The following is a 26155-nucleotide window of genomic DNA, read 5'->3' on the forward strand; positions in this document are numbered from 1 at the left end:
GGCTAGGCATTGACACGGATATGTCGCCCCCCTATTATCTGTTCACGAAAATAAGGTACTTGAATATCTTATTTTTGTACCTTTTTTGTTCAACCTACTTTGATGCGGGTGAATTATGAGGGCCTGGCGTCTCGTCTTTTCCGTCCTGCTGGCCGTGGCTGCCGTGTCGCCGCCGGCCGGGATCGCCGCCGAATCCGACTATCCGGCGGCGCCCGTCAAGCTCGTGGTCCCTTTCCCGCCGGGCGGCCCGGTGGATTCGGTTGGGCGCCTGCTCGCACACAAGTTGGGCGAGGAGCTGGCACAGCCGGTCTACGTCGACAACAAAGGCGGCGCGGGTGGGGCAATCGGCGCGCAGGCCGTGGCATCGTCCGCCCCTAACGGCTACACCTTGCTGCTGGGGTCGACCGCAACCATATCCATCCTGCCGTTGATCAACGCCAGCGTCCGCTACGACCCCGATGGCGACTTCAAGCCTCTGGCCATCGCGGCTACCGGCGTCCAGATCTTCGTGGTGAATGCGAAGGTGCCGGCCGGCAGCATCCAGGAATTGATTACCTACACACGCAAGAAGAAAGAACCGGTCACTGCCGCCACCGGCGGCAGCGCCAATCCTTTCTTCATCGCCATGTTCGAGCGCGAGGCGGGCATCAAGTTTCTCCATGTGCCGTACAAGGGCACCGGGCCGAGCCTGGCCGACGTCGCGGCAGGTCATGTCGAATTCACGGTGGCCGACACGTCTGCCGTGCTGCCGCTTTTGAAAACCGGCCAGATCAAGGCGCTAGGGATCTCGTCGCTGCAACGCAGCCCGCTGGCGCCCGACATCCCCACCATCGCCGAACAGGGTTTCCCGGGGTTCGAGGTCGGTGGCTGGTTCGGGGTCTTCGCGCCCAAAGATGTGCCGCCCGCTGTGAGTGCACGGCTGGAGGCTGCCTTGGCCAAGCTGTCGCGCGATGCCGATACCAATGCGCAATTGCAGCAATTGGGATTAGCGCCGTCGTGGAGCGTAGGGGAAGCGGCCGTGCGCAACGTGCGCAAGGAAAACGCCCGGTTCCGGACCCTGGCCGGCGCCATGGACCTGAAACCGCAATGACCTCCGGACGCCACAGGAGCCGCAACCATGAATCTGCAACACAGCATTGCGCCCCGCTTGCGCGATGGCAGCCACGTCTATGGCATCTCGGTCGGGACGCCGCAGCCCGCCTTGATCCAGATGTGCGGGTACGCCGGATATGACTTCGTCGTGATCGACAATGAACATGGGCCGGCCAGCGTGGAGACCGTGGGGGAGGCCATCCGGGCCGCCCATGGCGTCGGCCTTGCTCCCATCGTCAGGACTTTCGAGCAGGATATCCCGCGCCTGCTGGACGCAGGGGCCTGCGGCATACAAGTGCCGCTGGTAGAGACGGCCGAGCAGGCAGCGCGCATGGTGCGGGCATGCCGGTATCCGCCCGCGGGCTCCCGCTCGGTGGCGTTCTCGACGCCGGCGGCCCGCTACGGATTCGGCGATCGCGGCACGCATATCGAGGCGTCGAATCGCGCCGTTGCCGTCATCCTGATGATAGAGACGGCCGAAGCGATGGCCCATCTCGACGACATCCTGGCCGTGCCCGGTGTGGACGCAGTGTGTGTCGGTCCTACGGACATGTCGTACTCGCTGGGCGTGGGCGGCAACGGCAATCATCCAAAAGTGCGCGAGGCGGTGGCCGAGTGCGTGGCCGCGTGCAAGCGTGCGGGCGTGGCGGTGGGCGCCAACGCGTTCTCCGGTGATGAATGCCGTGAACATGTCGCCATGGGCATGACCTATCACACCATGATGATGACCTTGCTGCTCGGCGCCACGCTGCGCGGCGGCCTGGCATCCATGCGGGCGGCGGTCGAGGCTTGACGCCCGGCTGCATGCGGCCGGAAAAGATACGACCTGAGGATCGAGGAGTCCCTTGTATGTCTGCGGTTTACATGAACACGATCACATCGCCCGACGCATGGGTCGGTGCCGACCTGTCCGGCCGGAGCGACTGGATGGAGACTTTCACCGAAGCGGAGCTGGACGAGATCGACCGCGCGCTTCGAGCCGTCCGCGAGCGCGGCCTGGAGCTGCCGCGAATCGATCGTGAAACCTTCCTCTTGCCGTCGGTGAGCGAAAAGCTGGCGCGCTGCGCGCGCGAGGTAGAGCGCGGGCGCGGCTTTGTTGTCCTGACGGGCTTGCCCGCCGAGCGCTACACCGATGAAGAAGCCGGCATGGTGTTCTGGGGACTGGGGACATATCTCGGCATGCCCGTCATGCAGAACCCGCGCGGAGAGCTGCTGGGCCACGTCAAGGATTACGGGCGCCAGTTCGGCAAGATCGATGTGCGCGGCTATGAGACCAACGCGCACTTGCCCTTCCACTCCGACGGCTGCGACGAGGTCGGGCTGATGTGCCTGCGCCGCGCCAAGTCGGGCGGGGCCAGCAGCGTGGTCAGCGCGCTGGCGCTGCACAACGAGCTATTGCGCCGCCACCCGGAATACCTGCCGCCGCTGTACCGGGGCTTTCACTACATCCGGCGCGAAGCCGCGCTGAGCGACGCACCCGTGACGCCCCACCGCGTTCCGGTATTCGGGCAGGTCGATGGCCTGGTCAGCTGCCGATACGTGCGCGCGCAGATCGAGGCGGGCGCCAGGAAGCTGGGACAGCCGCTGAGCACGCTCGAAACCGAGGCCCTGGACTGTCTCGACGAGCTGGCGCGCGATTCGCGCCTGCACCTCGACATGGACTTGCAGCCGGGCGACATCCAGCTGTGCAACAACTACACGATGCTGCACTCGCGTACCGATTTCGAGGATTGGCCCGAGCCCGGGCGTGAGCGGCACATGTTGCGGCTCTGGCTGACGTGCCGCGAGCGCCGCCCCTTGCCGCCCGACTTTCCCCAGCTCAACGGCTACGGGCTCGCCCGCCTGCCGAGTTGAACCGTGCCGGCGGGACCGCCGCTACGCGCGATCGGCGGCGGCCGGCTGCGGCGGTTCGGGCTTGGCGAATTGCATGAGCAGGACCTGGGCGCCCGTCTCGCCCGCCTGCAGCGGCCGGCTCTGTTCACCGGGCGCCACGAAGATCGTCGAATGGCGTTCCAGCGGCTCGTCGAGCAGGACTTCGCCGTCCATGATCAGCAGGAATTGGCCGCCTCCTTGCGCGGGGTCCGGCAAGGGCACGCTCATGCCCGGCCCCAGCCTGAATACCTGCGATTGCACGCCATCGTCATAAAGCGGAAACAGCGTATCGACGCGGGGAGCCTGGAGTTCGGCGAGCTCGCCGGCGGCCAGCGTGGGAATCCCGCTTTTCAGCAGGAACCGCCGCTTCGAGGGCTGCATGCGCTCTCTGGCTCCGGGCTGGCTCAGGTACTGAGGGCCCGGGTCGGCCTGGGCGCGCAAGGTCATGTAGTGCATGGCCCCGCTGCCGGCAACCAGCGGGCCGTACGAGGTATAGCGGTCGGTGTAGTGGACGGAATAGGTGGACAGTTCACGGCGGCCGATACGCCCATCCCCGTAGAGAATGACCTGGTACTGGTCCACCGTGTGGTAATGGGGGCCGAATTCCTGCTCCGGCGACATTTCGATGGTGAATGCCTGCGGCTGCCCGGCGCCGCCGCGCGCGGGGCGGCTGCCGATGTACTCGATGCGGTTGGCCGGGATGACGCCACCGGCCGCCAGTTGCGACGAGCGTTGTCTGGCCGCGGTATCCGATATGGCGATGATCATGACCTTCTCTCCCGGATCGCTTACCCGCTTATTTTATGACTTGAGTGTCTTATCTAAGATAAATACTATGAATAGGCTTGTCAATCATCGACAGTGCTTATTTATGTATACGAGATATTTATTTAAATAGGAGACTTGAGTAATTATCGGACGCGATCGGCGTCCCGGAGAGCGAAATGAGCATGGGGCATGTTGCCGTATCGTGGTCTGTCGTCGGGTACCGGTCTACGGTGTGGAGGCGTAGCGCGATGGGCGTGGGGGCGGGTCTCGTCCTGGCTGCGTGGGGCGCGCCGGCGCAGACGCAGGACCGGTATCCATCGCGTCCGGTCACGATCGTGGTGCCATACGCGGCCGGAGGAGGTGTCGACCCGGTGGCCCGGCTCATCGCCCACAAACTGGAAGAGCGCTTGCAGCAGTCCGTGGTCGTCCAAAACCGGGCCGGTGCGGCCGGCATGATAGGCAGCAGCTACGTGGCCCGGGCCAAGCCGGACGGATACACCCTGCTTTGGGCCGGCACGGCGCTGCCCGTCTACCCCAGCATATTCAAGACCGTGCCGTTCGATCCCATGAACGATTTCGCGCCGATTTCGCTCATCGCCAAGGCGCCCTTCGTCATGGTGGTGAATCCCAGCGTGCCGGCCGATTCGCTGGCGACGTTCAAGGCTCACGCCGATACCTTGCCGCCCCGCACCTTGAACTATTCCTCGGTTGGGCAGGGAACGGTCAATCATTTGTTTGCCGAACTGGTGCAGACCACCATGGGCATGAAACTGGTGCACGTCCCTTATGGCGGTGGGGCGCCTGCGCTGTTGTCCACGATCTCCAACGAAACGCAGATGAGCGTGACCAGCGTCGTTCCGGTCCTGCCCCATATCCGCGAAGGGCGCCTGCGTGCCATTGGCATCGCGGCGGGACGCCGCTCGCCGCTGCTGCCCGACGTGCCGACCTTCAAGGAGCAGGGCGTCGACCTGGAGAATGGCATCTGGCATGGCCTGGCCGCGCCCAAAGGGACGTCTCCTGAAATCGTGGCCAAGTTGAATGCCGAATTGCGCGCGCTGTTGCGCGATGAAGAAGTGGCGCGATTACTGGCTTCCGAGGGAGCGGAACCGCTGGGCACCAGCCCGGACGAGTTTGCCGGCCTGCTGCGGGGAGCGGTCGGCAGTTGGAAGCAGATCGCGGAAACGGCGGGCATTTTCCCGGAATGAGCGGACCCGCCTCGCGCGAGGCGGCCAGCCAGGAACACGGGATCAGAGCGGAAAGACGACCGATCCCGGAATCAGCCCCGTGTCGTAGACCACTGTCCGGCGCGCGAGCCGTATCCCGTCTTCGCCGCATACGATCAGGTCGAGGTACCTGCCGCTTGCCAGGACATGGGTCGATTTGCCTTCTATGGTTTCAAACACGGCGAAGTTGGCGCAGCCGGTAAACAGCGTTTCTTTCTGCCGTATGCGTATGTTCGACACCAGGTGGCGCCACGTCCGCGGCGCGTAGACGTTCAGGCTCGCGCTCGCATGGGCGCGGTCCTTGAGCATGCCCATCCCATCGCAGTACATCAGGTTCAACGGCAGATTGCGGTCGTAATTCTCTTTGGACACGATGCGATAGACGGCCGTCGAGGTGAAGAAATCCGGCCAGGTCTCCAGCGATCCGTTGTCGATCGCATCGGCATAGTCGAGATAAACGCGGTCGCAAATCTCTTGCTGGGTCACGTTCATAGGTCCATCACCTTTCGATATCCTTCGTAGAAGGCCCGGATGGCGACTTCGGTCACCATGTGGTCGGTTTCGGTTTCGGTGCCCAGTCCGCCCATTTCCACGATGCCGGCGTCGCTGGAATCGGCGCGAATGCCGTCCTGGATGCGCGCCACGACTTCGCTGTCGTCCATCGAGACCAGGCCGCCCGGTCCCATCAAGTTGGCCTGCCGTAAGCGGCGCTGAATCATTTCATCGCTATCGGTCGCATAGCCGAAGAAGGTCCAGTGGAGTTCGAAGGCGTCCGGACCGCAGGGCACGATCTGGCGGCAGGCCAGCGTGTTGGATTGCTGCTGCAGGATCAGGTTAGGCCAGATGGTGTGCATGACCACGGTCGATTCGCCGGGGAATTCCCGCTCCACGTCGAGCAGCTCAGGACCATTCAGGACCAGCTTGGCGTTGAAGGACTTCATCTGCGAGGTCCCGTCGTTCAGTTCCTGCTTGCCGCGTTGCGAGGCCAGCGCAGTGTGGAGCTTGGACTCGTCCATCACGACGCGCGACGGGTTGTCGACGCGGAACAGGCCGAAGGTCACGAAGAAGACGTGCAGCAGGCTGGCGTGATAGGGATCCTTGATGTTTTCCAGCATGAGCTTCCAATTCCCGCCTATCTTCTGGCGCAGATAGCCCAGCAGCCGCAAGGAGCGTCCGTCGAACACCCGGTCATAGAACCCAAGTATGGTCGGCCCAAGGTAGTTTTCGAAGGGCGGCGGATCGTCGCCCATGCTGGCGAATATGGCGCCGCCGCGTACGTGCACGGCCAGCCGCTTCAAGGAAACGGAGCCGGTCTGGAAATCCTCCGGCATGCCGCCCTTGCCTTGCACGCCACGCTTGAACGGGACGCCCCGGAGCCTGCCTTCGAGGTCGTAGACCCACTGGTGGTATGGGCACATGAAGTCCTTCACCTTGCCCGACGATGCCTGGCACAGTTCTACGCCGCGATGCACGCAGCGGTTGAGGAGCACGTTCACGCGCCTTTCCTTGTCCCGGACCACCAGCACGGATTGCTCGCCGATGAAGGTGCGCTTGTAGTCGCCGGGTTCGGGAATCTCGCATTCCAGCGCCACGTAGTTCCAGGTAGAGCCGTTGAAGATGCGCTTCAGCTCCCGTTCGTACACCCGCCGGTCGGTATAGACCCAATAGGGAACCCGGCCTGGCGTCTCTGGCCAGCGGGGAAGTGCTTCATCCGTCGTCTTGTCCATGGGATGCCTTGTTCTCGCGCTATGCACGGCCGCTACGCCGCGTGCTCAATGCCCAAAATACATGATTAATATACCGTACTTAAATCAAATATAAAAGTGTGAGATCGTCGCTATGCCGCTCCGGTGCTTCATCGGCGGGGAATCATGGGTGGCGGCGGTAGGGGCTGCCCGTCTCAGGTAAGTGTTTTTGATACACTACTGAAGGCAAGTTTTGCCTGGCTGCCCGCCTCGCCATGCGCGCGGCAGAAAAAATCGAGAGGACGACAGATGGCCGGAAAGCGCGTCAGCCCGGAAAAGAGCGGTTTACGATTCGTCAAGTGGGTGGACACGAACCACGGTTTTCACTCCTACGAGTTCCACGATTACATGCAGAATGTGGCGGCCGCCCGGTATGTCATCCGGCGGGTTCAGCGGATCATCGACGACTGCGTGCGCAAGCACGGGCTCGAACCGCTGGAGCAGCAGGCACTGGTCCAGATCTATGGTTCGCCCAACCAGCGCCTGCCGATCGGGCAGGTGGCGGAGCGTCTGGATATTTCTTCATCGGCGCTGGCCTCGAGGCTGGTGACGAAGCTGGAAGCGAATGGCTACGTGCGCCGCGTGCCATCGGAGGAAGACCGCCGCGCGACCTGGGCGTGCGCTACCGCCACGGGCGTGGAAGTGTTGCACGCCATTGTCGAAGACCTCCACAAGGAAGTGCAGTACTTCCACAGCAAGCTCTCGGAGGCCGATCAGCGCGCCGCCATGGAGATCTTCGCCTTCTACGCCGGATACGGGCTGGAGTTGGCGTGAGCGGGTCCGGCGTTCAGTTGCCCACCGCATAAAGCGTCTGCGCGCTCAATGCCGCGTCGAGCCGGCTTGCATGCGGGACGGCGCGTATCTGCCTGATGTACTGTTTGCAGGAGGCCACGAGCGGTGCCTTGGGGCCAGCCAGGCCCGCCGCCGTGTCGCGAGCGGTGGGCAGCAGCTCCGCCGCCGGCGCGGTACGCGACACCAGGCCCATGGCAAGCGCTTCCGGCGCCGCGACCGTGCGGCCCGTCAAAATCATTTCCATCAAGTGCTTGGGGTGCAGGTGGTCGACCAGTTCGCTCAATACGAACATTGGTGGAATACCATGCGGAATCTCGTCCAGCGTGAAACTGGCATCGTCTGCCGCAAGGCAAAGGTCCGTCCGCAGCGCCATGCCCACGCCGAACCCTGTTGCGCGGCCCTGCACGGCGGCAATGGTGAGGCCGGGGAATTCGGACAGCGCGCGATAGAAGGCGGCCACCGGCCTGAACGCATCGAACGGCGTGACCGGGGTGGTCTGTTCCGCACGCTCCCGGCCCAGGCAGAAGTCCTTGCCGGCGGCCGAGATCAGCAGCACACCGGCGTGCTGAGGCTCGGTGCGCAGCAATTCCGTCATGGCGACGAGCATTTCCAGGCCCACCCGGTTTCCGGCGTCCGGCCGGTCCAGTTGCAGGTGCCCCCAGCCGTCTTCGACGGAATATAGAAAGCCAGGGCCCGAGATACCAGCGTGCGGATTAGACATGTAGAGAGTCCTTGTGGAGAACGGCGAATGCCGGGGGCTCAGCGGTTCTGTCCCTGGATCCATAGAGCGGTCCGGAACAGGCGCTGGTCGGTGTGTTGGGCGCCCAGCAGCTGCAGGCCGAGCGGCATGCCGTCGTCCTGCAGCAAAGGGAGCGAGACGGCCGGCGCGCCGAGCACCGAGGCCGAGACGTTGAAGATGGGATCGCCGGTCCACTGGATGCCGCGCGGAGCGGCACCCGGCGCGCTGAGCGTGATGAAGGCATCGACCCCGCCCGCGATATCTTCGAACTGCCGGCGAAGCTGCGCCCGTTTTTCCAGGCATGCGCGATAGCCCTCGAGCCCGAGCTTGTTGGCGCGTTCCATGCTGGCGTGGATGAGTGGGCTCAGCCCTAGCCTGTCGCGGTACATGGCGCTGTTGGCAGGCCAGCGGGACTCGAAACCGAAGATGTCCGATCCCAGCTCGCGTATATCGGCCAGCGCGCTTTCCAGTGCTTCCATCTGCGGATCATCCCGCCGGGAAATGATCTGCACGCCTTGCTTGCGCAAGCGCTCGACCTGGTCCAGCAAGCCTTCGCGCGCCTGCGCCGTGGCGGTATTCCAGCCCGGGGTTTCGAACAGCGCGAGCCGTGCGGGCTGGGCAGCGGCGCCCAGATCGCGCGTGCCGACCAGGCCCATGGCGCCCGGGTCACCGCCCACGCGTTCGACGATGGCATGCGCCGTCGCCCATATGTCCTGCAGACTTGCGCCGATTACGCCTATGCAGCTGTGGCTCTGGAAGTCGTGGCTGCCCCCTCGGTTGATGCCGCCGACGGTAGGCTTGTAGCCGAACGCCCCGCAGAAGCTGGAGGGCCGGATGATCGAGCCCATGACCTGGGTGCCCAGCGCCGCGGGCACGATGCCTGCCCCGACCGCGGCGGCCGAACCGGCGCTGGAGCCGCCCGAGGTCCGGTCATAGTCATGAGGGTTGCGGGTATCGGTGGGATAGCTGCCGGCATACTCGGTCGTCTTGGTCTTGCCCAGGATGACCGCTCCCGCGTCCCGAAGCGCGAATACCGACGCGGCATCGCGCCCCGACCGCCATCCATCGTAAGTGGGCGAGCCCATCGCTGTGGGCAGGTCGAAAGTTTCGATCACGTCCTTGATGCCTATGGGCATGCCATCTATGGGCGATAGCGGCGTGCCCGCTTTCCAGCGCTGGGTCGCCATGTCGGCCGCGATACGGGCACGGGGGATGGCCAGGGATGCGAAGGCCTTGAGGCGGGGCTCCAGTTCTTCCAACCGTTCCAGCGTTCGCTCGAGATAATCCCGGGGCGTGTCGGTGCCGCGGCGGAAACTTTCGATGGCGGTGTGATAAGGCGTCAGCATGTCGATATAAAAGACTCAAGTATGTGATGCAGGATAAGTAAATGGCCAGCGTCCGTCAACAGGAGAATAGGAGGTCGCCGGGGCGGAAACATACGGAAAAGGAGCGGGACCGGTTCTGCTATATCATGCAGGGGTATTTACATACAGTTGTGTTTGTATGTGCGCCGTTCGGCCGGCCAGGTCGGCTCTGTATCGATGTCGTCTGATTCATGCCGCATCCTTCCCATTCTGGTGCCAATACGGCCCTGAAGCTGTGCCCGCATTGCGATGCCGTTTACCGGCGGACGGCGCTTGCGCCCGGCGAACGCGCCTATTGCCGGCGTTGCGGCACGGAGCTCTATCGCAATAACGAGCGGCGCTATCGCGTCTTGCTGCCGGTGGTGCTGGCCAGCCTCATCGTGTTCGTGCTCTCCAACGTCTTTCCCATCGTTACGATGGAAATCCAGGGAGCGAGCACCCAAGCGACTGTCTGGGAAGCGGTCAGGGTGCTGGCGCTGGAGGAGATGCTGTCGGTATCGCTGCTGGTGCTGGCCACCATCATCCTGTTTCCCTTGCTCGAACTCGCGCTCCTGATCTACCTGCTGGTGCCGATGGGCTTGGGCCGCGTGCCCCCCGGTTTCGGGCTGGCCGTGCGTGTCATGCGCCTGGGACGGCCCTGGGGGATGATCGAAGTCTTCATGTTGGGGATCGTCGCGGCGTTGGTGAAGTTGTCCGCCATGGCGGCGATCATCCCGGGAGTCGCGCTCTGGTCGTTCGGCGTACTGACGGTATTGCTGGCGATCGTCGTGGGCCTCGATCCGGCCGACCTTTGGGAATATGCGGAGCGCGGCGAACCGGCCTATCCGGCCGCGGCCCGGGAGGCCCGATGAGGCCGGTGCAGACGGCCTCCCAGGCGGGCGTAGTGGAGTGCCCGCAATGCACCGCCATCCATCCCCGGACCCGCGCCGGCCAGGGGTGTACCCGTTGCGGCGCGGCGCTGAATCCCCGCAAGCCGGACAGCCTGCGACGGACGTGGGCCTTCCTGCTGGCCGCCATGGCGCTGTATCTGCCGGCAAATCTGCTGCCCATCATGACCACAGGAACGCTGCTCGGCACGCAGACCAACACCATCATGAGCGGCGTGACCTACCTGTGGCATGAGAAGTCGTACTTCGTCGCCGCGGTGGTCTTCTGCGCCAGCATCGTCATTCCCATCTTCAAGCTGGCGGTCCTGTTCATGCTGGTCGTGACGACGCAGGCCCGCTCGACGTGGCGGCCGCGGGAGCGCACCCGGCTCTATGGCATGGTCGAGGCGGTCGGCCGCTGGTCCATGGTCGATGTGTTCGTCGTGGCCTTGCTGGCGGCACTGGTGCGGCTGGAAGCGCTGGCGACGGTCCGGCCCGAGCCCGGCGCGATTGCCTTCGGCCTGGTCGTGATACTGACCATGCTGGCGTCGATGAGTTTCGATCCTCGCCTTATCTGGGACCCGATAGACACCCATGACACCCACCCCTGAAACCCCTCCCGGCGCAATGCCCGACGATCCCGTGCGCCGCAAGCCGAGCCGCTGGCTGCCCTCGCTCGTGTGGCTGATTCCGATCGTGGCTGCGCTCGCCGGCCTGTCCTTTGCGATCGACAGCTGGTACAGCCGCGGCCCGACCATCGAGATCAGCTTCCGTTCCGCCGAGGGTATCGAGGCCGGGAAGACCAAGGTCCGCTACAAGGAAGTCGACATCGGCCAGGTACAGTCCGTCCGCCTTGCCGAGGATCGCTCGCACGTCATCGCCGAAGTCGAGCTGACCGCGAACGCGGCGAGTTTCGCGGTCGAGGACAGCCGTTTCTGGGTGGTCAAGCCACGCATCGCGGCCAGTGGGGTGAGCGGGCTCGGGACCTTGCTGTCGGGCGCCTATATCGGTGTGGACGCGGGCAGGTCCAAGGAACGCGCGACGTCGTTCACGGGATTGGAGGTGCCCCCCATCGTTACCGCCGACACGCCCGGCAAGCAGTTCGTGCTTCACGCCGAGAATCTGGGTTCGCTCGACATCGGGTCGCCGGTGTACTACCGCCGCGTCAACGTGGGGCAGGTGGTGGCCTACGATCTCGACCAGGACGGCAAAGGCGTGACGGTGCGTGTGTTCGTCAAGTCGCCCTACGATGAGTTCGTCACCACCAGTACCCGCTTCTGGCATTCCAGCGGCGTGAACCTGAAGCTGGACGCCGACGGGCTCAAGCTGCACACCGAAGCGATGGCCACGGTCCTCCTGGGCGGCGTGTCGTTCATCGAATCGCCGCACCTGCCGCCCGGACAGGTGGCGCAGAACGACGCCGTGTTCCAGCTGGCCGAGAACCAGGAAGCGGCGCTCAGGGTCCAGGATGGTCCGCCGGTCAGCGTGGTCATGTACTTCGAGCAGTCGGTACGGGGCCTGTCGGCCGGGGCGCCGGTCGATTTCCGCGGCGTGGTGATCGGCGAGGTCCGTTCCATCGGCATAGAGTTCAGCAAGGAAACCAACTCCTTCAGGCTTCCCGTGGTGGTGGATTTCTATCCTTCGCGGTTGGGGCTGCGCAACGCGGGCGAGCCCGGGGCGCTGGACGAGGCGGCGCAACGCCACCTGATGGACGTCCTGGTTAGACGGGGCCTGCGCGCGCAACTGCGCAATGGCAACCTGCTGACGGGGCAGCTGTACGTGGCCATCGACTTCTTCAAGGGCGCGGCGACTCCGCAGCTAGGGGAGAGCCAGGGCCTGCCGGAGTTCCCGACCATACCGGGCGCGTTGAACGAGCTGCAGGGCAAGCTGGCCGAGATCGTCGACAAGATCGGCAAGGTGCCCTTCGATACCATTGGCCAGGACCTCGCGTCGGCATTGGTCTCCATGCGCGCCACCATGGCATCGGCCGATCAGCTGGTCCGGCGCCTCGATGGCCAGGTGGCGCCCGAGATCGTCGCCACCATGGAAGACGCGCGCAAGACGCTCAAGGCGGCCGAAAGCACGTTCGCGGCCGACGCGCCGTTGCAGCAGGATCTGCGCCATGCCCTGCGCGAATTGATGCGCACCGCCAATTCGCTGCGGCAATTGACCGACTACCTCGAAGAGAATCCGCAGTCCTTGCTGCGTGGAAAGCCCAGGGAAGACCGATGAAGAACTTCGTTCTGTCGATGGCGGCGCTGGCCGCCGCAGGAAGTTTGTCCGGTTGCGCCGCGCCGTCGGTGCCCGACACCTATACGCTGCAAAGCGAATTCGTGGCGGCGCCGCCCGCATCAGCGGCGGAGGGCCCGCGGATGTCCATCGATCTTGCCCCGGTCGAATTGCCGGAGCGCTTGCGCCGGCGGCAGATCGTGCTGCGGGAGGACGGGGCCCAGGTGCGGACGCTGGAACAGCAGCGCTGGTCCGCGTCCTTGGATGACGAGCTGCAGGACGCGTTGTCGTCGGCGCTCCAGAGCCGTTTGCACGCGGTGGACGTGGCCAAGGTCGGCGCCGGCGGCAAGCCTGTCTATCGTATCAACGTGGAATTCTCGAGGCTGGACGCGCGTCTGGGCGGCCCTGTGGAAGCCGCGGTGGCGTGGTCGGTGAAGGAGCTCGGTGCAGACCGCAGCCGGGTCTGCCTGGGCCGATTCGAGCAGGCGGCCGCCGGGCAGTCGGTGAGCGACGTCGTCGTGGCCCATCAGCAGCTGGTTGCGCAGGTGGCCGATGCGATCGTCGCCAGCCAGCGTGCGCTGGCTGGCGGCGGCACGGCGCCGCATTGCGCGGCAAGCTGACGGGCATCAGCCGCGCAGCACCATCATTTTTTCGATGGTCATTTCCCGGTAGGTGTGGGGAATGCCGCCCACGCCCAACCCGGACTGGTTCAATCCGGCGAAAGGCATCCAGTCCACCCGGAAGGCGGAATGGTCGTTGATCATGACTGCCGACGCGTTCAAGCCGGCGTAGGCCCGGGTGGCGATGTCGATGGAGTTCGTGAACACGCCGGCCTGGAAAGCGTAGCCGCCCACGTTGGCGCGCCGGCAGGCGTCATCCAGGTCATCGTAGACTTGCACGCTGACCACCGGGCCGAAGATCTCCTTGGACGACACCTGCGCATGCCCGGGGGCGTCGCGCAGGATGGTCGGCGCAATCAAGGAGGGGGAGAGCCTCGTTGCCCCCGCGAGCACCGTGGCGCCCTGGTCCCGCGCCTCGGCTATCCAGGCCTCGACGCGGTCGGCTTCGCTGGTCTTGATCAAAGGGCCCACGTCGGTGTCGCGTTCCAGCGGATCGCCGGTCTTGAGCCCGCTGGTCATGACGGCAAGACGTTCCAGGAAGCCGTCGGCCACCTCGCGATGCACGAACACCTGCTGGACCGATACGCACACTTGGCCCGCATGATAGAAACCGCCCTTGGCCACGGCCGCGGCTGCCTGGTCGAGATCGGCCCCCCGGTCGACCAGGACCGGTGCAATGCCGCCGTGTTCGAGCGCGCACCGCATGCCGGGCGCCAGCCGGGCACGCAGGTTCCAGCCGACTTCGGCGCTGCCGATGAACGACAGGAACCGGATCCGTCCGTCCCGTATCAGCATGTCGATGTCGTCGTGCGACGCCGGCACCAGCATGCGGCACCAGGCTTCGGGCAGGCCGGCGTCGCGCAGGGCGCGCACCACGTTCAGGCACGATAGCGGCGTGTCGCGCGCCGGCTTGACCAGCACCGGGCAGCCCGCGGCGATGGCCGGGCCGATCTGGTGGACGATGAGGTTGACCGGGTGGTTGAACGCACTGAGCGCCAGCACCGGCCCGATGGGCTCGCGCTGGGTGAACGCGATGCGGCCGCGCGAGGCAGCGGTGGTGCCCATGGGAACCACGTGGCCGCCCTCGGAGCGGATCAGCTCGGCGCAGTTGCGCATGCCGTCGATGGCCCGGTCCACTTCCACGGCAGAGTCCCGATAGGGTTTGCCGCCTTCGCGTATGGCGGTCTCGATCAGGCTATCGCGGCGCTCGAGCATGAACGCCGCCGCCGCGCGCAGGATGGCCACGCGATCGTCGGCGGGCAGCCATCGCGGCCGGTTGCGGAACAGGGCATCGGCCTCGTCCAGGGCCAGTCGGATCTCCGCCGGCGAGGTGTACGGGATCTCGCCGACCGGGCTGCCATCGTAGGGCGAGGTGACGCGCAAAGCAGGCGAGTCCATGGCGCCTCCTCTATGCAACCGTCCGGGCCTTGCGCACGCTATCGATGAGCGAGCTGCGCAGCAGGAACTGGCGATGCTTGTCGGGGTCTTCGGAGGTCTTGCGTATTTCGTCCAGCGCCTGCGCGCGGATGACCGGGTCCTTCTCCTCCAGCCGCTTCTTGTTGTTGACGGTTTGCTGCTGGACGAACTCGATATTCATCTGCCGGCGCCGGCGCTCGTAGCGGTCGAACACCGAGGCGTCCTCTTCGCCACGTTCCACCGCGGCCAGCATATCGACCAGTTCCATGGCGTCATGGATTCCGCAGTTCAGTCCCAGCCCACCGATGGGGTTGTTGACGTGCGCGGCATCACCCGCCAGGAATACGCGCCCTTTCCGGAACCGGGCCGCCACACGCTGGTGGACGCGATAGATGTTCCGGTGCAGCACCTCGTAGGGCTCTGCTTTCGGGAACACGTGGGCCAGGCGGCGCGCCACGGCGGCATCGCTCAGCGCCTGTTCGTCGGTCTCGTCGACCTGGGATGGGAACACCGCGCGCCAGCGCCCTTGCATGTCGTCGCCCGATATCTTGAAGAGATTGGTCCAGGCGTCGGGGTGGGCCAGGTAGTTGCGGTAGCAGCAGCCCATCAACTGCTCGAAATCGTCCTTGACCGTAATGACGATGAAGCGCTCGGGCCAGGTCATGCCTTCGAACGGGATGTCCAGCGCCTTGCGCAAGGTGCTGCGGCCGCCGTCCGCGGCGACCACGTAGTCGGCCTGGATGCGGACTTCGCCGTCCGGCGCCTCGGCGGTCAGCGTTACGCCATCGTCGGTCTGCGATACGGCCGTGATGCGATGCTGGAAGTGTACCGAGGCGTCGGCATAGCCGCGCAGCTTCTCTATCCCCATGTTGGCGAGCTTGTGCTGCTCGGTCTGCACGACGAAGGGGTAGGGCGTGTCGTTTTTCAGGACTTCATGGTCGAACTGGGCGACCATGCGCTGGGACACCTGGTCCCAGAACTGGAAGTAGCGCGCGGTCAGCCCTTCGGCGATGAAGCGGTCGATCAGTCCCACGCGCGCGATCATCTCGAGCGTGGAGCTATGCGTCGTGGCTGCGCGCGGGCTGTCGTCGACGCGTGATTCCGCTTCGTACAGCGAGACCCGGAATCCTTGCTGGACGGCAGCCAGCGCCGCGACGACGCCGACCGGCCCGGCCCCGACGATGGCGATATGCTTGGTCATTCAATGGCCTCCGGTGGAGTAGTCTTGCGGGATGTTGCAGCGGGCCACGCGCACCGGGCGGTTGCCGGCGGGCGTATTGCGGCTCTTGCCCACGAAGCGCGGCACGCCGTCGGTTACGACGGCCGACACCGCGGCGATGTCGCCATTGCGCAGGGCGTCCAGCGGGTCGCTCTTGGAGCCGCCCACGCAGGCGTCGAGCAGGATGACGTCGGCATCCTTGCCCGGCTGGATGAAGCCGCTGTTGATGCCGTAGACCCGGGCGTTGTTGCCGGTGGCCGCCGCGATGGCCCATTCGACCGGCATGTCCGTGAGGCTGGCCAGGTGCGTAATGGTGTACATCATGCCGAGCGGCATGATGCCGCTGCCGGTGGGCGTGTCGGTCGCGATGAGGAAACGGTCGAACTGGTCGGCGGCGCGCACCATGTCGCCCAGCATGAGCGTCGTGCGCAGATTGCCGGCGGTGCAGACCTGCAAGGCGATCTGGGACTCATGGACAAGCTTGGGGAAGTCCTCGTCGGGCATGGCCACCGGCCCGCCATTGACGTGGAACGACACGTGTGGCTGCATCGCGATCAGGTGGTCGGCCCAGATGCCCGAGGAGCCGGGGATGGACGAACCGCCGGTATGGACCGTGGTGATCATGCCGTGCTTCTTGGCCCAGCCCACCATCTCGGCGTATTCGAAGGGCGATTTGACGGCGCCGAAACCGGCCTTGGCCAGCCATACGCCCTGGGCGGCGACGTCGGCGAAGTCCTGCTCGGTCAGCCCGGGTTCGATGATGATGGAACCGGCGTAGACACGCATGCCGCCCGGCCGGAAATGCTCGAAGCACTTGAGTGCGGCCACGGCCAGCGCCTTCACGCCGGCGGGGTCCTTCGGCCGTCCCGGCACGTGCACTTCGGAGGCGCTGATGGCGGTGGTCACGCCGCCGTGAACATAGCTTTCGAGAAAGCCGACGGTTTTCTGGCGCGGGGTGTAGTCGCCGAAAGTATTGTGCACCTGCGAATCGATCAGGCCGGGTATGGCGGTAGTGCCTGCCGCATCGATCACCACGTCGGCGCTTTCGACCTCGTCTGCAGACAGCGTTCCGACCTTGGAGATCAGACCGTCCTGCATCAGGATGGCGTCACCCGCGGCATAGGGCTCGCGCCACTCGCCGGTGAGGATGCGGCCCAGGTTGACGATAGCCAGTTTCATCGCGTTCTCCTCAAATGAGTCCGTCCTTGCCTTGCACGTCTTTCAATTGCAGCCCGCCGACCCGCGCGTTGATGCGCTCGCGGTTGGAAACGGCGAATACCAGCGCGATTTCGTCGGGCAGGGGACCGTCCGGGAAATAGAGCGTCATGGCGTTATAGAGGCCGCGCACGTAAAGCGCATCCTTGGAGGCGAGCGGCACGTCCAGCACGGTGCCGGGACCGCCCATCTTGGTGACCGAGGAAATCCATGCCTTGCCTCCGCCTATGGCCCGGCGCAGCGGTTCGGCCGCGGGGGTGGTAAGCAGCGCGTTGGCATGCTCCTGCTCGCCGCCCAGGCCGACCACGCCGGCCTTGCCGTACGACAGCACGGGATGGTCGCCGTAGACCTCCATCAGCTTGGCCGCCATGCGCTCTCCCAGTTCGGGGCTGGCCTCGATCATGGGGGACAGGTCCTCCACATAGCGCCCGGCATACGGGTTCTCGACAAAGGCGACGATGGCGGCCTTGCGCAGCGGTACGTCCGCCGGCCGGCCGGCTTCTTCCAGCTTTTCTTCGACTACCGCTTGCCACCTGCGTACTTTCATTTGCATGCATCGCTCCTGACGTCTGGCGTTCCCCCCAAGGGCGAGGGGTCTGGAAATTCTTGTTGTACTGACTGTTCGACGATGTTATTGTCATACAATCATAAAGTCAATCGAAAGCCAAAAACGGAGAGTTCCATGCGCGGACGTGCCATCCTTTTTTCCGAAATGACGCCGGCCCCCGAGTGGGAAGACAGATTCAACCGCTGGTATGACGAGGAACACATCCCCATCCGCATGGGTTTGCGCGGCTTCGTCAGCGCCCAGCGCTACCAGGCGGACGAACGCAATTACCTGGCGGTTTATGAAATGGACGACCTGGCCGCCTTGCGCACGGTCGCCTACCAGGCCATCAAGCAGCATCCTTCCGAGGAAACCGCCTGGATGCTGAGCAACGTCTCGGGATTCACGCGCTATCTGTGCGAGGAAATCAGCAGCGCCGGCGATCCTTCCCCCCAGGCCATCGACGCTCCGGTGTTGTATCCCGTCTGGTTCAACGTGCCGGAAGAACACCTGGCCGATTTCGACGCCTGGTACGAACAGGACCACGTGCCCATCCTGCTCGAGTGCCCGCAATGGCGCGCCGTACGGCGTTTCCACGTCAAGGATGGCGAGCCCGGACGCTACAACCGGCTGGCGCTGCACTACCTCGACGACGTCTCCGCCCTGGAGTCGCCCGAGCGGGCCCGTGCCCGTGCCACGCCGTGGCGCGAGCGCCTCGCTGCACAGCCATGGTTCAAGGGCGAATATGGGCTGTTCGATCGCCACGGGAGCCGGCAGACGCCGCCGCTCTGATAGGGGAAGCAGACCGATATGGATTTGAAGATATCGCCGCGTTCGGTGCAGCAGGAAACAGTGCGCCTGGTGCGCGAAGCCATTACCAGCGGCTATTTCAAGCCGGGCGAACGGCTGGTGGAGGCCAAGCTGTGCAGCATGCTGGGTGTGAGCCGAACTTCGGTGCGCGAGGCGCTGCGCGTGCTGGCCACCGAAAAGCTCATCACCATCGTTCCGAACAAGGGTCCCTCGGTGGCCGAGCTCAGCTGGGAGGAGGCCGAGGGCATCTACCACCTGCGGGCGCTCCTCGAAGGCGAGGCCGCGGCGCTGGCGGCCCCGCGCGTCCAGCCTGACGACCTCCAGCGCATGCGCGGTGCGTTGGATGCTTTCGCCGATGCCGTCGAAAAGCAGGATTGGAAGGCCCGCATATCGGCCACCGCCGATTTCTACGAAGTCATTATCGAGGCCTGCGGCAACCCGGTCATGGGGGAAGTGCTACACGGCCTGCTGACCCGCATCAATTTCCTGCGGGCCAAGACCATGGATAGCCCGGGTCGCGCCAAGCACAGCGTGCGCGAGCTGGAAAGCATTTATGCAGCACTGGAAAAAGGCGACGCGCGGGCCGCGCGCGCAGCCGCCGTCGCCCACGTGAAGGCAGCGGAGACGGAAGCGCGCGATGTTTACCGCGCCATGAACGCGGCTGCCTGATGTTCGACTCACGGGAGAACCGAGATGAAGATGAAGTGGAAAGCATTTCTGGCAGCAACACTGCTCATGGCGGGCAGTGCGCAGGCGGCGTGGCCGGAGCGGGCGATCACGCTGGTCGTGCCTTTCGCGGCCGGCGGCAATACCGACAGCATCGCGCGCATTACTGCGGAATGGCTGACGCAGCAACTCAAGCAGACCGTGGTCGTGGATAACCGGCCAGGCGCCAACGGCGCCATCGCGGCCGATTTCGTGGCGCGGGCCAAGCCCGATGGCTACACGCTGTTCATGGCTACCTTGCCGCAGATGGCCATCGTGCCCTCTCTGCAGAAAGTGCGGTACGACCCGATCAAGGACTTCGCGCCTGTCTCCATCGTTGCCACCAACGAATTCGCGCTGGCGGTTCATCCCGGTTTCGAAGCCAAGACGCTGCCTGAGCTGGTGGACTACATCAAGGCCCGGCCGGGACAAGTCGCGTACGCGTCGGCCGGCAGCGGCTCGGTCAGCCACCTGACCATGGCGATGTTCGTCAAGCGCGCCGGGCTGTCGATGATCCACGCGCCCTATCGGGGCGGCGCGCCGGCCATTGCCGACGTGGTGGGCGGACAGGTGCCCATGTATTTCGCCAACGTCGCGGAAGTGCTGCCCTACGTCAAGAGCAACCGCCTGCGTGTGGTCGCGGTGTCCGGCGAGAAACGCTCGGCCGACCTGCCTTCGGTCAAGACCGTTGCCGAACAGGGTTATCCGGGGTTTGCCACGGAAACGTGGAACGGCATCGCGGCGCCGGCCGGTACGCCCAAGGAAGTGGTGGACCGCATTGCGTCGTCGCTGGCCGAGGCGGGCAAGGATGCAGGCTTTGCCGCCAAGCTCGCCAATATCGGCGTATCGGTGTTGTGCAACACGCCCGAGCAGTTTGCCCAGAAGCTGGTCGAGGACAACAAGGTCTGGGCTACCGCGGTCAAGGAGTCGGGCGCATCGCTCGATTGACGGCCGGCCTGCGGGCGCCGCGGTTCAGAATTTTTCGTCCGCCCGCAGGTAGCGCCATTGTCCTGGCGGCAGGTCGCCCAGCACCACGCCGCCGATGCGCACCCGCTTCAACCCCACCACCCGCAAGCCGACTATCTCGCACATCCGGCGTATCTGCCGTTTCCTGCCCTCGCGCAGCACGAACGACAGCTGGTCCTCGTTCTGCCAGCGCACCTGGGCCGGGCGCAGCGGCTTTCCATCCATCGACAGGCCGTGATTGAGCAGCTTCAGGCTGCTGTCGGGAAACCGCCCGGGCCGCGTGTATTGCACGCGTACGAGGTACTCCTTGTCCACGGTCGAGTCTTCGCCGATCAAGTGCTTGGCGATACGGCCGTCCTGGGTCAGCACCAGCAGGCCTACCGAATCGATGTCCAGCCGGCCCGCCGGCACCAGGCTGCGCAACTGGCCCGGCTGGAAACGGGTGGGCGAGCGGTCGCCGCTCCAGCGCGTGGCGGCCTTGACCAGCGTGACCGCCGGCAGATAGCCGTCTTCGGCCTGCCCGCTGACGTAGCCGACCGGCTTGTTCAGCAGGATGGTCACCCGCCGTGCCTGTTCGGCGCTGGCTTGGCGTTCCACGGTGATTTTCTGGTGGGGCAGGACCTTGCTGCCCAACACCGATACGATCGTCCCGTCGACGCGCACCCAGCCGCGGCTGATCCATTCGTCGGCCTCCCGGCGAGAGCACAGTCCGAGTTCGGACATGCGTTTGGACAGGCGTACGGGCTCGGACATGCTGGCTGCTTCTGGGAATCGGTGCAGCCGCTAGTTTAGTGGATGGACTGCAAGGCGCCGCCCGGCGGCGGGTTAAGCTTCGCTTTTTCCTCTGTCCTCCGCCGTCGATTCTCATGAGCGCCACCGAGCCGATTCCCACCCAGCCCCATCCCGACATGCAGGCTGCCCAGTTCATCGCGGCCGTGGAGGCCATGACGACGGTCCATGACGTCGAATACGGCGGCACCACCGTGCGCTGGCGGTCGGCGGGGCAGGGCAGTCCGCTCGTGTTGCTGCATGGCGGCCACGGCAGCTGGCGACACTGGATACGCAACGTGGAAGCTCTGGCGAGCCGGCACACCCTCTGGATGCCGGACATGCCGTCGTTTGGCGAATCGGGTACGCTGCCGGCGCCGGCCGGCCTGCCGCAGCTGGTTGCCACGACCTCCGCCACCTTGGACCGGCTCCTGGGCGCCGGCACGCCGGTGGGGCTGGCCGGGTTTTCGTTCGGCGGCCTGTGCGCCGCGCACCTGGCAGTCCATCGGGGCCACGTGACACGGCTCGCGCTGCTTGGCGCTGCCGGCCATGGCACGCCCCGGCGGCAGAAAATGGCAATGGTCAACTGGCGCCTGGCGGACGGCGAAGAGGCTCTGCTGGCAGATCTGCGGCATAACCTCAGGGCGCTGATGCTGCACGACGAACGCCATATCGATGCCTTGGCCGTCGCCGTGCATCGGCACGCCTGTGAAACCACGCGCTTCCGCAGCAAGGCGCTGTCCTTGAGCGGGCCGATGAAAGGATTGCTGGACCAGCTGTCCATGCCCATCCTGTTCGCCTGGGGCGAGCACGACGTGACGGCCGATCCGGCCCGGGTGGGGCCTTGGTGGGTGGACGGCCGTGCCGAACGGCAATGGCGTATGGTTGCCGGCGCGGGCCACTGGGCCCAGTACGAGCAGGCCGGGCCGGCCAACCGGATGCTGTTGGAGTTCTTCGGCTGAAAGCCGCCGGGCGTTGCGGGAATTCGGTTGCCGGATAATAATGAGAGTGGTTCTCATTTATAACGTGTACCGGTATCCCCGTGTCCGCTTCCCGTCCGATCCCCTCCGATGTGGTACAGGCTCTCTATAGCGACCACCGGTCGTGGCTGCACCAATGGCTGCGGCGCCGGCTGGGCTGCGCCGAGGCGGCGGCCGACCTTACGCAGGACACCTTCGTACGGCTGTTGTCCACGCGCGCCCAGTTGGGTCTGCCCCGGCTGAACGAGCCGCGCGCCTATCTCACGACCATCGCGCACGGATTGCTGGTCGATTTCTTTCGCCGTGCCGAGCTGGAGCGCGCATGGCTGGCGGACCTGGCTTCGGCACCGGAGCCTGTGCAGGTGTCCCCCGAAACCCGCCTGCTGGTGCTCGAGACGTTGCTGGCAATCGACAGGATGCTCGATGGCCTCCCGGCCAAGGCCAGGACGGCCTGGGTCCTGAACCGGCTCGACGGCTTGGCGCATGCCGACATCGCGGCGCGCCTGGGGGTTTCGGTGTCCCGGGTGCGCCAGTATCTTGCCACGGCGGCGCGGCATTGCTACCGGCTCCGGTTCGGCGCCGCCGACGCCGACGCCGATCCGGCCGCAGCGGACTGACGGAAATCCTCATGGCCGGACGTTCGCTCCAGGTACCCGTATCCGACGACGTGCTCGATATGGCGATCGATTGGCAGCTGCGGATGGGCTCGGGCGATGCCACGGACAGCGACAGGGCGGCGTTGAAGCAGTGGCTGGCCGAGCATCCCAATCATCGCCGCGCCTGGCAGCAGCTGGGTGAGCTGGAGGCTGGGCTCGAGGCGGTGCGCGGTCGGGCTGTGCGCCAAGTGCTCGCGCGGCCGCGGGGCCGGCGCGTGTTGAAGAAGGCCGGCCCGTTGCTGGGCGTGCTGCTGTTGGCGGCAGCGGTGCTCGCACTGGCGGACCGCGAACTGCCCTTGGCCGACCTGGGGGCGGACTACCGGACCGCCGTCGGCCAGCGTCAGCACGTCGTGCTTTCGGATGGGACCAAGCTCGACCTCAATACCCGCACGGCCGTCGATGTCCGGTTCGATGCGGAGCAACGCCTCGTGGTGCTCAGGAGGGGCGAAATCCATGTACGCACCGGTCATTCGCCTGGGGAGCGCCGGCCCCTGGTGGTACGTACCGACGATGGCGCGTTGCTGCCGGAGGGAACGCGCTTTACCGTTCGCCGCGATGACGGCGTGACCCGGCTGGCCGTGTACGAGTCGGCTGTGCAGGCTCGGCCCCGGGTCTGCGGGACGGCGCTGGCGGCATGCGCCGTGGCTCGTCGGGTACGGGAGGGCGAGCAGGCCGTCATGCGGCCGCAAGAGGTGACCGCGCCCACCGCGGCCGATGCCCATGCCGATGCCTGGCGCGACGGCATGCTCGTCGTGCACGACCGCCCGCTGGCGCAAGTCGTCCGCGAGCTGGCCCGGTATCGGTTCGGACCCATGACGGTGCAGCCAGACGCCGCCGGCCTCAGGCTGACCGGTACGGTTCCCTTGGACGATATCGACCGGTCGCTCGCCATGCTGACGCGTGGATTGCCCGTGCGCATACGGAGCTATGCAGGTGTGTGGCTGGACGTGCTTCATTCGCGGGAAGAGGCGGCCGATTAAAAATTTTCCGCCGCCCCTGTCACTTTCCGGTTCTCGTTCGGCAAACAGGAAAAGACCCTCAATCCGTCGACCTACGGAGCCGAATCGTGACTCTTCCCGCAGCATCCGCCCGCGACCGCCGGGTCCGTCCAGGCCTGCCCATCATGTCCAGTCTTGCCGGGCGCCGGCTGCCTACAGTGGCCGCTTGGTGCCTGCTCACCTGGGCGGCGCTGGCCGCGACCGGCGCGCACGCCCAGGCCGACGCCCCACGACACTACGACCTGCCTGCGGCGCCGCTCTCCAGCACGGTCAACCGCATCGCACGCGAGGCCGGCCTGGCGCTGGCCGTCGAGTCGTCCCTGCTGGAAGGGAAAATGGGAGCGCCCGTCCGCGGGCATTTCGATGCCGCCGAGGCATTGCGGCGGGCACTGGCGGGCAGCGGCCTGGAACTGGTGCGTACCGACCTCGGCAGCTATACCTTGCGCCCGGCGGCGCCGTCGGCGGTCGAGGCCGGCACGCTGGCGCCCGTGCATGTCGTGGGACGCCTGGAGCAGACCGCCACGGGCCCGGTCGAGGGCTATGTGGCACGGCGCAGCGCGACCGCCACCAAGACCGACACATCCCTGATCGAGACGCCGCAGTCCATTTCCGTCGTTTCGCGCGAGCAAATGCGCGACCGCGAGGTGCAGAGCGTTACCGATGCCATCTTGTACTCGGCCGGCATTACCGGTGACAACGCGGCCGACGTGCGCTATGACCGCCCGGTGATCCGCGGGTTTGCCGCGCGGCAATTCCTGGACGGACTCTATCTCAACTACTACAACAGCGGCTACAATATGCCGCTGATCGAACCCTACGGGCTCGAGCGGGTGGAGATTCTGCGCGGCCCCAGCGCGGTGCTGTACGGCGCCAACGCGCCCGGCGGCCTGCTGAACCTGGTAAGCAAACGGCCTACGGATGTCCCCCTGCGCGAGATCAACCTGCAGGCAGGAACGAACAGCCGGCTGCAGGGCAGCTTCGATTTCTCCGATGCCATCGACGTCAACGGCGTGGCCCGTTTTCGCCTGACCGGCCTGGTCCGCGACAGCGATACCCAGACCGACTACGCGCATGATGACCGCGTGTTCATTGCGCCCTCGCTGGACCTGAAACTGTCCGACCGCAGCCGCCTCCTGCTGCTGGCCAGCTACCAGCGCGACAAGCAGGGCACACTGATCAATTTCCTGCCGCGCGAGGGCACGCTCATCCCGACCGTGGACGGCCGCACCATTCCGTCGTCGTTCTTCACCGGCGAGCCCGGCTTCAACTCTTTCGATCGCAAGCAATATTCGCTGGGTTACCAGTTCGAGCACCGCTTCAGCGATGCGCTGGTGTTCCGGCAGAGTGCCCGTTATATGCGCAGCGACCTGGACTACACCGGCGTCTATGCCGCCGGTTGGGCGTCGGCTGCCCAGACCCATCTGCGTCGAGCGTCGCTGCAGGACAGCGGCAAGCTGGACAGCGTGGTGCTCGACAATCAATTGCAGGCCGACTTCGGCACCGGTGCAATCAAGCATACGGCCCTGGCAGGCGTCGATTACCAGCGCGCCAAGTTCGAAGAACTGCAAGGCTATGGAACGGTGGGAGCGGGGTTGGGGCTGATTGATCCGTTCGCCCCCCAGTACGGCCAGAGCATCAATCCCATCCCCGCGTTTACGCGGGCCGACCAGAACCAGCGGCAACTCGGCCTGTATGCGCAGGACCAGATGAAATTCGGCGAGCGCTGGGTATTGGTGGCCAGCGGCCGCAAGGACTGGGCGCGTTCGGACACCTTGTCGGAGCGGATCGTGACAGCTACGGGCGCGACAACGAGTACCCATACGCCCGTGGACCAGAGCGACTTTACTTATCGCTTGGGAATGGTTTATCGCGGCGCCAACGGCGTCGCTCCCTATGTCAGCCATTCCACGTCCTTCCAGCCCCAGGCCGGAAGCGACTACGCGGGCACGCCGTTCAAGCCCACTACGGGCAAGCAGACCGAGATCGGCGTCAAGTACCAGCCGCCGGGCTCGGATGGCTACGTGGTGGCCTCGCTCTACGATCTGCGGCAGCAGAACGTGCTGACCGCGGACCCGGATCCCTCCCATGGCGCGGCTGCGCGCGTGCAGACGGGCGCAATCCGTTCGCGTGGGTTGGAGCTCGAGGGCGTGTTCGAGTTCGACACCGGACTAAAGCTGATCGGCGCCTACACCTATATGGACATGGAGGTGACCCGCAGCAACTCGGGCGATCTGCACAAGACGCCCACCAACCGCCCGCGCCACATGGCCTCGCTGTGGGCTCACTACACCGTGCGCTCAGGGCCGTTGCAGGGCCTGCGCGTGGGAGGCGGCGTGCGCTATATGGGCTCGACCTGGGGCGACGCAGCCAATACCTTCAAGGTCGGCGCCGCGACCTTGTTCGACGCCGCCGTGCATTATCAGCTCGACCGGCATTGGGGCTTCGCCCTCAATGCCAGCAACTTATTCGACAAGTCCTATATCGGCTCGTGCGGCAGCGCCACCACCTGCTACTACGGCTATCGGCGCACCGTACTGGCCACGGCCACCTACCGCTGGTGAGCGC

The 26155-nt window shown here is 65.5% G+C and carries 26 protein-coding genes; 16 read left to right on the forward strand and 10 right to left on the reverse strand.

Annotated elements, in window-relative coordinates:
- The first annotated feature begins 115 nt into the window (after positions 1-115).
- Genes QHC78_RS13470 through QHC78_RS13480 form a run of 3 tightly spaced genes read left to right on the forward strand, consistent with a single transcriptional unit; the run spans position 116 to position 2946 of the window.
- Positions 116-1090 carry a Bug family tripartite tricarboxylate transporter substrate binding protein gene (locus tag QHC78_RS13470; protein ID WP_319745325.1) on the forward strand — a complete coding sequence of 325 codons (975 nt, stop codon included), beginning with the start codon at positions 116-118 and terminating at the stop codon, positions 1088-1090.
- A 27-nt stretch (positions 1091-1117) separates the two neighbouring features.
- Positions 1118-1885, forward strand: a complete 768-nt coding sequence (locus QHC78_RS13475; protein WP_319745326.1) for an HpcH/HpaI aldolase family protein — start codon at positions 1118-1120, stop codon at positions 1883-1885.
- 56 nt (positions 1886-1941) lie between these two features.
- A complete protein-coding gene (locus tag QHC78_RS13480; RefSeq protein WP_319745328.1) occupies positions 1942-2946 on the forward strand; it encodes a TauD/TfdA family dioxygenase in 1005 nt (334 codons plus the stop codon).
- A 21-nt stretch (positions 2947-2967) separates the two neighbouring features.
- On the opposite strand, the gene QHC78_RS13485 is transcribed toward QHC78_RS13480, so the two are convergent.
- Positions 2968-3732, reverse strand: coding sequence for a hypothetical protein (locus QHC78_RS13485; protein WP_319745330.1), 765 nt, complete (start codon positions 3730-3732; stop codon positions 2968-2970).
- A 176-nt stretch (positions 3733-3908) separates the two neighbouring features.
- Between QHC78_RS13485 and QHC78_RS13490 the strand changes: the two genes are divergently transcribed.
- The gene (locus QHC78_RS13490) at positions 3909-4937 is read left to right on the forward strand and encodes a Bug family tripartite tricarboxylate transporter substrate binding protein (protein ID WP_319745332.1); all 1029 of its coding nucleotides are present in this window, start codon (positions 3909-3911) and stop codon (positions 4935-4937) included.
- Positions 4938-4979: 42 nt separating this feature from the next.
- Here the strand turns inward: QHC78_RS13490 and QHC78_RS13495 are convergent, their stop codons facing one another.
- Entirely contained in the window at positions 4980-5447 is a 468-nt protein-coding gene (locus QHC78_RS13495; protein ID WP_319745334.1) for an aromatic-ring-hydroxylating dioxygenase subunit beta, read from the reverse strand.
- A complete protein-coding gene (locus QHC78_RS13500) occupies positions 5444-6682 on the reverse strand; it encodes an aromatic ring-hydroxylating oxygenase subunit alpha (RefSeq protein WP_319745336.1) in 1239 nt (412 codons plus the stop codon). The genes QHC78_RS13495 and QHC78_RS13500 overlap by 4 nt, the downstream gene beginning before the upstream one ends.
- A 267-nt stretch (positions 6683-6949) precedes the next feature.
- Between QHC78_RS13500 and QHC78_RS13505 the strand changes: the two genes are divergently transcribed.
- Positions 6950-7474 (forward strand): MarR family winged helix-turn-helix transcriptional regulator, encoded by a 525-nt coding sequence (locus tag QHC78_RS13505; protein WP_319745338.1) that lies wholly within the window; start codon positions 6950-6952, stop codon positions 7472-7474.
- Positions 7475-7487: 13 nt separating this feature from the next.
- Here the strand turns inward: QHC78_RS13505 and QHC78_RS13510 are convergent, their stop codons facing one another.
- Together QHC78_RS13510 and QHC78_RS13515 are read right to left on the reverse strand one after the other, a co-directional pair.
- Complete coding sequence (locus tag QHC78_RS13510) at positions 7488-8213, reverse strand: enoyl-CoA hydratase/isomerase family protein (protein WP_319745340.1); 726 nt, start codon at positions 8211-8213, stop codon at positions 7488-7490.
- Positions 8214-8251: 38 nt separating this feature from the next.
- Entirely contained in the window at positions 8252-9577 is a 1326-nt protein-coding gene (locus QHC78_RS13515; RefSeq protein ID WP_319745342.1) for an amidase, read from the reverse strand.
- A 209-nt stretch (positions 9578-9786) separates the two neighbouring features.
- Between QHC78_RS13515 and QHC78_RS13520 the strand changes: the two genes are divergently transcribed.
- From QHC78_RS13520 to QHC78_RS13535, 4 genes are read left to right on the forward strand one after another with little or no spacing between them, the layout of a single operon-like run.
- A complete protein-coding gene (locus QHC78_RS13520; RefSeq protein ID WP_319745344.1) occupies positions 9787-10446 on the forward strand; it encodes a paraquat-inducible protein A in 660 nt (219 codons plus the stop codon).
- On the forward strand, positions 10443-11072 hold the full coding sequence (locus tag QHC78_RS13525) for a paraquat-inducible protein A (protein WP_319745346.1): 630 nt from the start codon (positions 10443-10445) through the stop codon (positions 11070-11072). Before QHC78_RS13520 ends, QHC78_RS13525 begins: the two co-directional genes overlap by 4 nt.
- Positions 11056-12693 carry a PqiB family protein gene (locus QHC78_RS13530; RefSeq protein ID WP_319745348.1) on the forward strand — a complete coding sequence of 546 codons (1638 nt, stop codon included), beginning with the start codon at positions 11056-11058 and terminating at the stop codon, positions 12691-12693. Before QHC78_RS13525 ends, QHC78_RS13530 begins: the two co-directional genes overlap by 17 nt.
- Positions 12690-13310: a PqiC family protein gene (locus QHC78_RS13535; protein ID WP_319745350.1), complete on the forward strand. Its 621-nt coding sequence runs from the start codon at positions 12690-12692 to the stop codon at positions 13308-13310. The genes QHC78_RS13530 and QHC78_RS13535 overlap by 4 nt, the downstream gene beginning before the upstream one ends.
- A 6-nt stretch (positions 13311-13316) precedes the next feature.
- On the opposite strand, the gene QHC78_RS13540 is transcribed toward QHC78_RS13535, so the two are convergent.
- Genes QHC78_RS13540 through QHC78_RS13555 form a run of 4 tightly spaced genes read right to left on the reverse strand, consistent with a single transcriptional unit; the run spans position 13317 to position 17713 of the window.
- Positions 13317-14708 carry an aldehyde dehydrogenase family protein gene (locus QHC78_RS13540; RefSeq protein ID WP_319745352.1) on the reverse strand — a complete coding sequence of 464 codons (1392 nt, stop codon included), beginning with the start codon at positions 14706-14708 and terminating at the stop codon, positions 13317-13319.
- Between the two features lie 10 nt (positions 14709-14718).
- Positions 14719-15927, reverse strand: coding sequence for an FAD-dependent oxidoreductase (locus QHC78_RS13545; RefSeq protein ID WP_319745354.1), 1209 nt, complete (start codon positions 15925-15927; stop codon positions 14719-14721).
- Positions 15928-17124, reverse strand: a complete 1197-nt coding sequence (locus QHC78_RS13550) for an amidohydrolase family protein (RefSeq protein WP_319745355.1) — start codon at positions 17122-17124, stop codon at positions 15928-15930.
- 10 nt (positions 17125-17134) lie between these two features.
- Positions 17135-17713: an amino acid synthesis family protein gene (locus QHC78_RS13555; RefSeq protein WP_319745356.1), complete on the reverse strand. Its 579-nt coding sequence runs from the start codon at positions 17711-17713 to the stop codon at positions 17135-17137.
- A gap of 129 nt (positions 17714-17842) precedes the next feature.
- On the opposite strand from QHC78_RS13555, the gene QHC78_RS13560 reads away from it, so the two are divergent.
- From QHC78_RS13560 to QHC78_RS13570, 3 genes are read left to right on the forward strand one after another with little or no spacing between them, the layout of a single operon-like run.
- Positions 17843-18499, forward strand: a complete 657-nt coding sequence (locus QHC78_RS13560; RefSeq protein WP_319745358.1) for a DUF4286 family protein — start codon at positions 17843-17845, stop codon at positions 18497-18499.
- Between the two features lie 18 nt (positions 18500-18517).
- Positions 18518-19186, forward strand: coding sequence for a GntR family transcriptional regulator (locus QHC78_RS13565; RefSeq protein WP_319745360.1), 669 nt, complete (start codon positions 18518-18520; stop codon positions 19184-19186).
- A 30-nt stretch (positions 19187-19216) separates the two neighbouring features.
- Entirely contained in the window at positions 19217-20170 is a 954-nt protein-coding gene (locus tag QHC78_RS13570; RefSeq protein ID WP_319745362.1) for a Bug family tripartite tricarboxylate transporter substrate binding protein, read from the forward strand.
- Between the two features lie 24 nt (positions 20171-20194).
- Here the strand turns inward: QHC78_RS13570 and QHC78_RS13575 are convergent, their stop codons facing one another.
- Positions 20195-20941: a pseudouridine synthase gene (locus QHC78_RS13575; RefSeq protein ID WP_319745364.1), complete on the reverse strand. Its 747-nt coding sequence runs from the start codon at positions 20939-20941 to the stop codon at positions 20195-20197.
- A gap of 113 nt (positions 20942-21054) precedes the next feature.
- Between QHC78_RS13575 and QHC78_RS13580 the strand changes: the two genes are divergently transcribed.
- The 4 genes from QHC78_RS13580 (at position 21055) to QHC78_RS13595 (ending at position 26151) form a co-directional block, all read left to right on the forward strand.
- Positions 21055-21918 (forward strand): alpha/beta fold hydrolase, encoded by an 864-nt coding sequence (locus QHC78_RS13580; RefSeq protein WP_319745366.1) that lies wholly within the window; start codon positions 21055-21057, stop codon positions 21916-21918.
- Positions 21919-21998: 80 nt separating this feature from the next.
- A complete protein-coding gene (locus QHC78_RS13585) occupies positions 21999-22553 on the forward strand; it encodes a sigma-70 family RNA polymerase sigma factor (protein ID WP_319745368.1) in 555 nt (184 codons plus the stop codon).
- Between the two features lie 11 nt (positions 22554-22564).
- Positions 22565-23572: a FecR domain-containing protein gene (locus QHC78_RS13590; protein ID WP_319745370.1), complete on the forward strand. Its 1008-nt coding sequence runs from the start codon at positions 22565-22567 to the stop codon at positions 23570-23572.
- 86 nt (positions 23573-23658) lie between these two features.
- Positions 23659-26151 carry a TonB-dependent siderophore receptor gene (locus QHC78_RS13595; RefSeq protein ID WP_319745371.1) on the forward strand — a complete coding sequence of 831 codons (2493 nt, stop codon included), beginning with the start codon at positions 23659-23661 and terminating at the stop codon, positions 26149-26151.
- Positions 26152-26155: the final 4 nt, after the last annotated feature.

The organism is Pigmentiphaga sp., assembly GCF_033795525.1.
Classification (GTDB): domain Bacteria; phylum Pseudomonadota; class Gammaproteobacteria; order Burkholderiales; family Burkholderiaceae_B; genus Pigmentiphaga.

Excerpts from the sequence above, each read along its gene's own strand:
- QHC78_RS13470 (WP_319745325.1), top strand. The coding sequence starts at position 116 with ATGAGGGCCTGGCGTCTCGTCTTTTCCGTCCTGCTGGCCGTGGCTGCC.
- QHC78_RS13475 (WP_319745326.1), top strand. The coding sequence starts at position 1,118 with ATGAATCTGCAACACAGCATTGCGCCCCGCTTGCGCGATGGCAGCCAC.
- QHC78_RS13480 (WP_319745328.1), top strand. The coding sequence starts at position 1,942 with ATGTCTGCGGTTTACATGAACACGATCACATCGCCCGACGCATGGGTC.
- QHC78_RS13485 (WP_319745330.1), bottom strand. The coding sequence starts at position 3,732 with ATGATCATCGCCATATCGGATACCGCGGCCAGACAACGCTCGTCGCAA.
- QHC78_RS13490 (WP_319745332.1), top strand. The coding sequence starts at position 3,909 with ATGAGCATGGGGCATGTTGCCGTATCGTGGTCTGTCGTCGGGTACCGG.
- QHC78_RS13495 (WP_319745334.1), bottom strand. The coding sequence starts at position 5,447 with ATGAACGTGACCCAGCAAGAGATTTGCGACCGCGTTTATCTCGACTAT.
- QHC78_RS13500 (WP_319745336.1), bottom strand. The coding sequence starts at position 6,682 with ATGGACAAGACGACGGATGAAGCACTTCCCCGCTGGCCAGAGACGCCA.
- QHC78_RS13505 (WP_319745338.1), top strand. The coding sequence starts at position 6,950 with ATGGCCGGAAAGCGCGTCAGCCCGGAAAAGAGCGGTTTACGATTCGTC.
- QHC78_RS13510 (WP_319745340.1), bottom strand. The coding sequence starts at position 8,213 with ATGTCTAATCCGCACGCTGGTATCTCGGGCCCTGGCTTTCTATATTCC.
- QHC78_RS13515 (WP_319745342.1), bottom strand. The coding sequence starts at position 9,577 with ATGCTGACGCCTTATCACACCGCCATCGAAAGTTTCCGCCGCGGCACC.
- QHC78_RS13520 (WP_319745344.1), top strand. The coding sequence starts at position 9,787 with ATGCCGCATCCTTCCCATTCTGGTGCCAATACGGCCCTGAAGCTGTGC.
- QHC78_RS13525 (WP_319745346.1), top strand. The coding sequence starts at position 10,443 with ATGAGGCCGGTGCAGACGGCCTCCCAGGCGGGCGTAGTGGAGTGCCCG.
- QHC78_RS13530 (WP_319745348.1), top strand. The coding sequence starts at position 11,056 with ATGACACCCACCCCTGAAACCCCTCCCGGCGCAATGCCCGACGATCCC.
- QHC78_RS13535 (WP_319745350.1), top strand. The coding sequence starts at position 12,690 with ATGAAGAACTTCGTTCTGTCGATGGCGGCGCTGGCCGCCGCAGGAAGT.
- QHC78_RS13540 (WP_319745352.1), bottom strand. The coding sequence starts at position 14,708 with ATGGACTCGCCTGCTTTGCGCGTCACCTCGCCCTACGATGGCAGCCCG.
- QHC78_RS13545 (WP_319745354.1), bottom strand. The coding sequence starts at position 15,927 with ATGACCAAGCATATCGCCATCGTCGGGGCCGGGCCGGTCGGCGTCGTC.
- QHC78_RS13550 (WP_319745355.1), bottom strand. The coding sequence starts at position 17,124 with ATGAAACTGGCTATCGTCAACCTGGGCCGCATCCTCACCGGCGAGTGG.
- QHC78_RS13555 (WP_319745356.1), bottom strand. The coding sequence starts at position 17,713 with ATGCAAATGAAAGTACGCAGGTGGCAAGCGGTAGTCGAAGAAAAGCTG.
- QHC78_RS13560 (WP_319745358.1), top strand. The coding sequence starts at position 17,843 with ATGCGCGGACGTGCCATCCTTTTTTCCGAAATGACGCCGGCCCCCGAG.
- QHC78_RS13565 (WP_319745360.1), top strand. The coding sequence starts at position 18,518 with ATGGATTTGAAGATATCGCCGCGTTCGGTGCAGCAGGAAACAGTGCGC.
- QHC78_RS13570 (WP_319745362.1), top strand. The coding sequence starts at position 19,217 with ATGAAGTGGAAAGCATTTCTGGCAGCAACACTGCTCATGGCGGGCAGT.
- QHC78_RS13575 (WP_319745364.1), bottom strand. The coding sequence starts at position 20,941 with ATGTCCGAGCCCGTACGCCTGTCCAAACGCATGTCCGAACTCGGACTG.
- QHC78_RS13580 (WP_319745366.1), top strand. The coding sequence starts at position 21,055 with ATGAGCGCCACCGAGCCGATTCCCACCCAGCCCCATCCCGACATGCAG.
- QHC78_RS13590 (WP_319745370.1), top strand. The coding sequence starts at position 22,565 with ATGGCCGGACGTTCGCTCCAGGTACCCGTATCCGACGACGTGCTCGAT.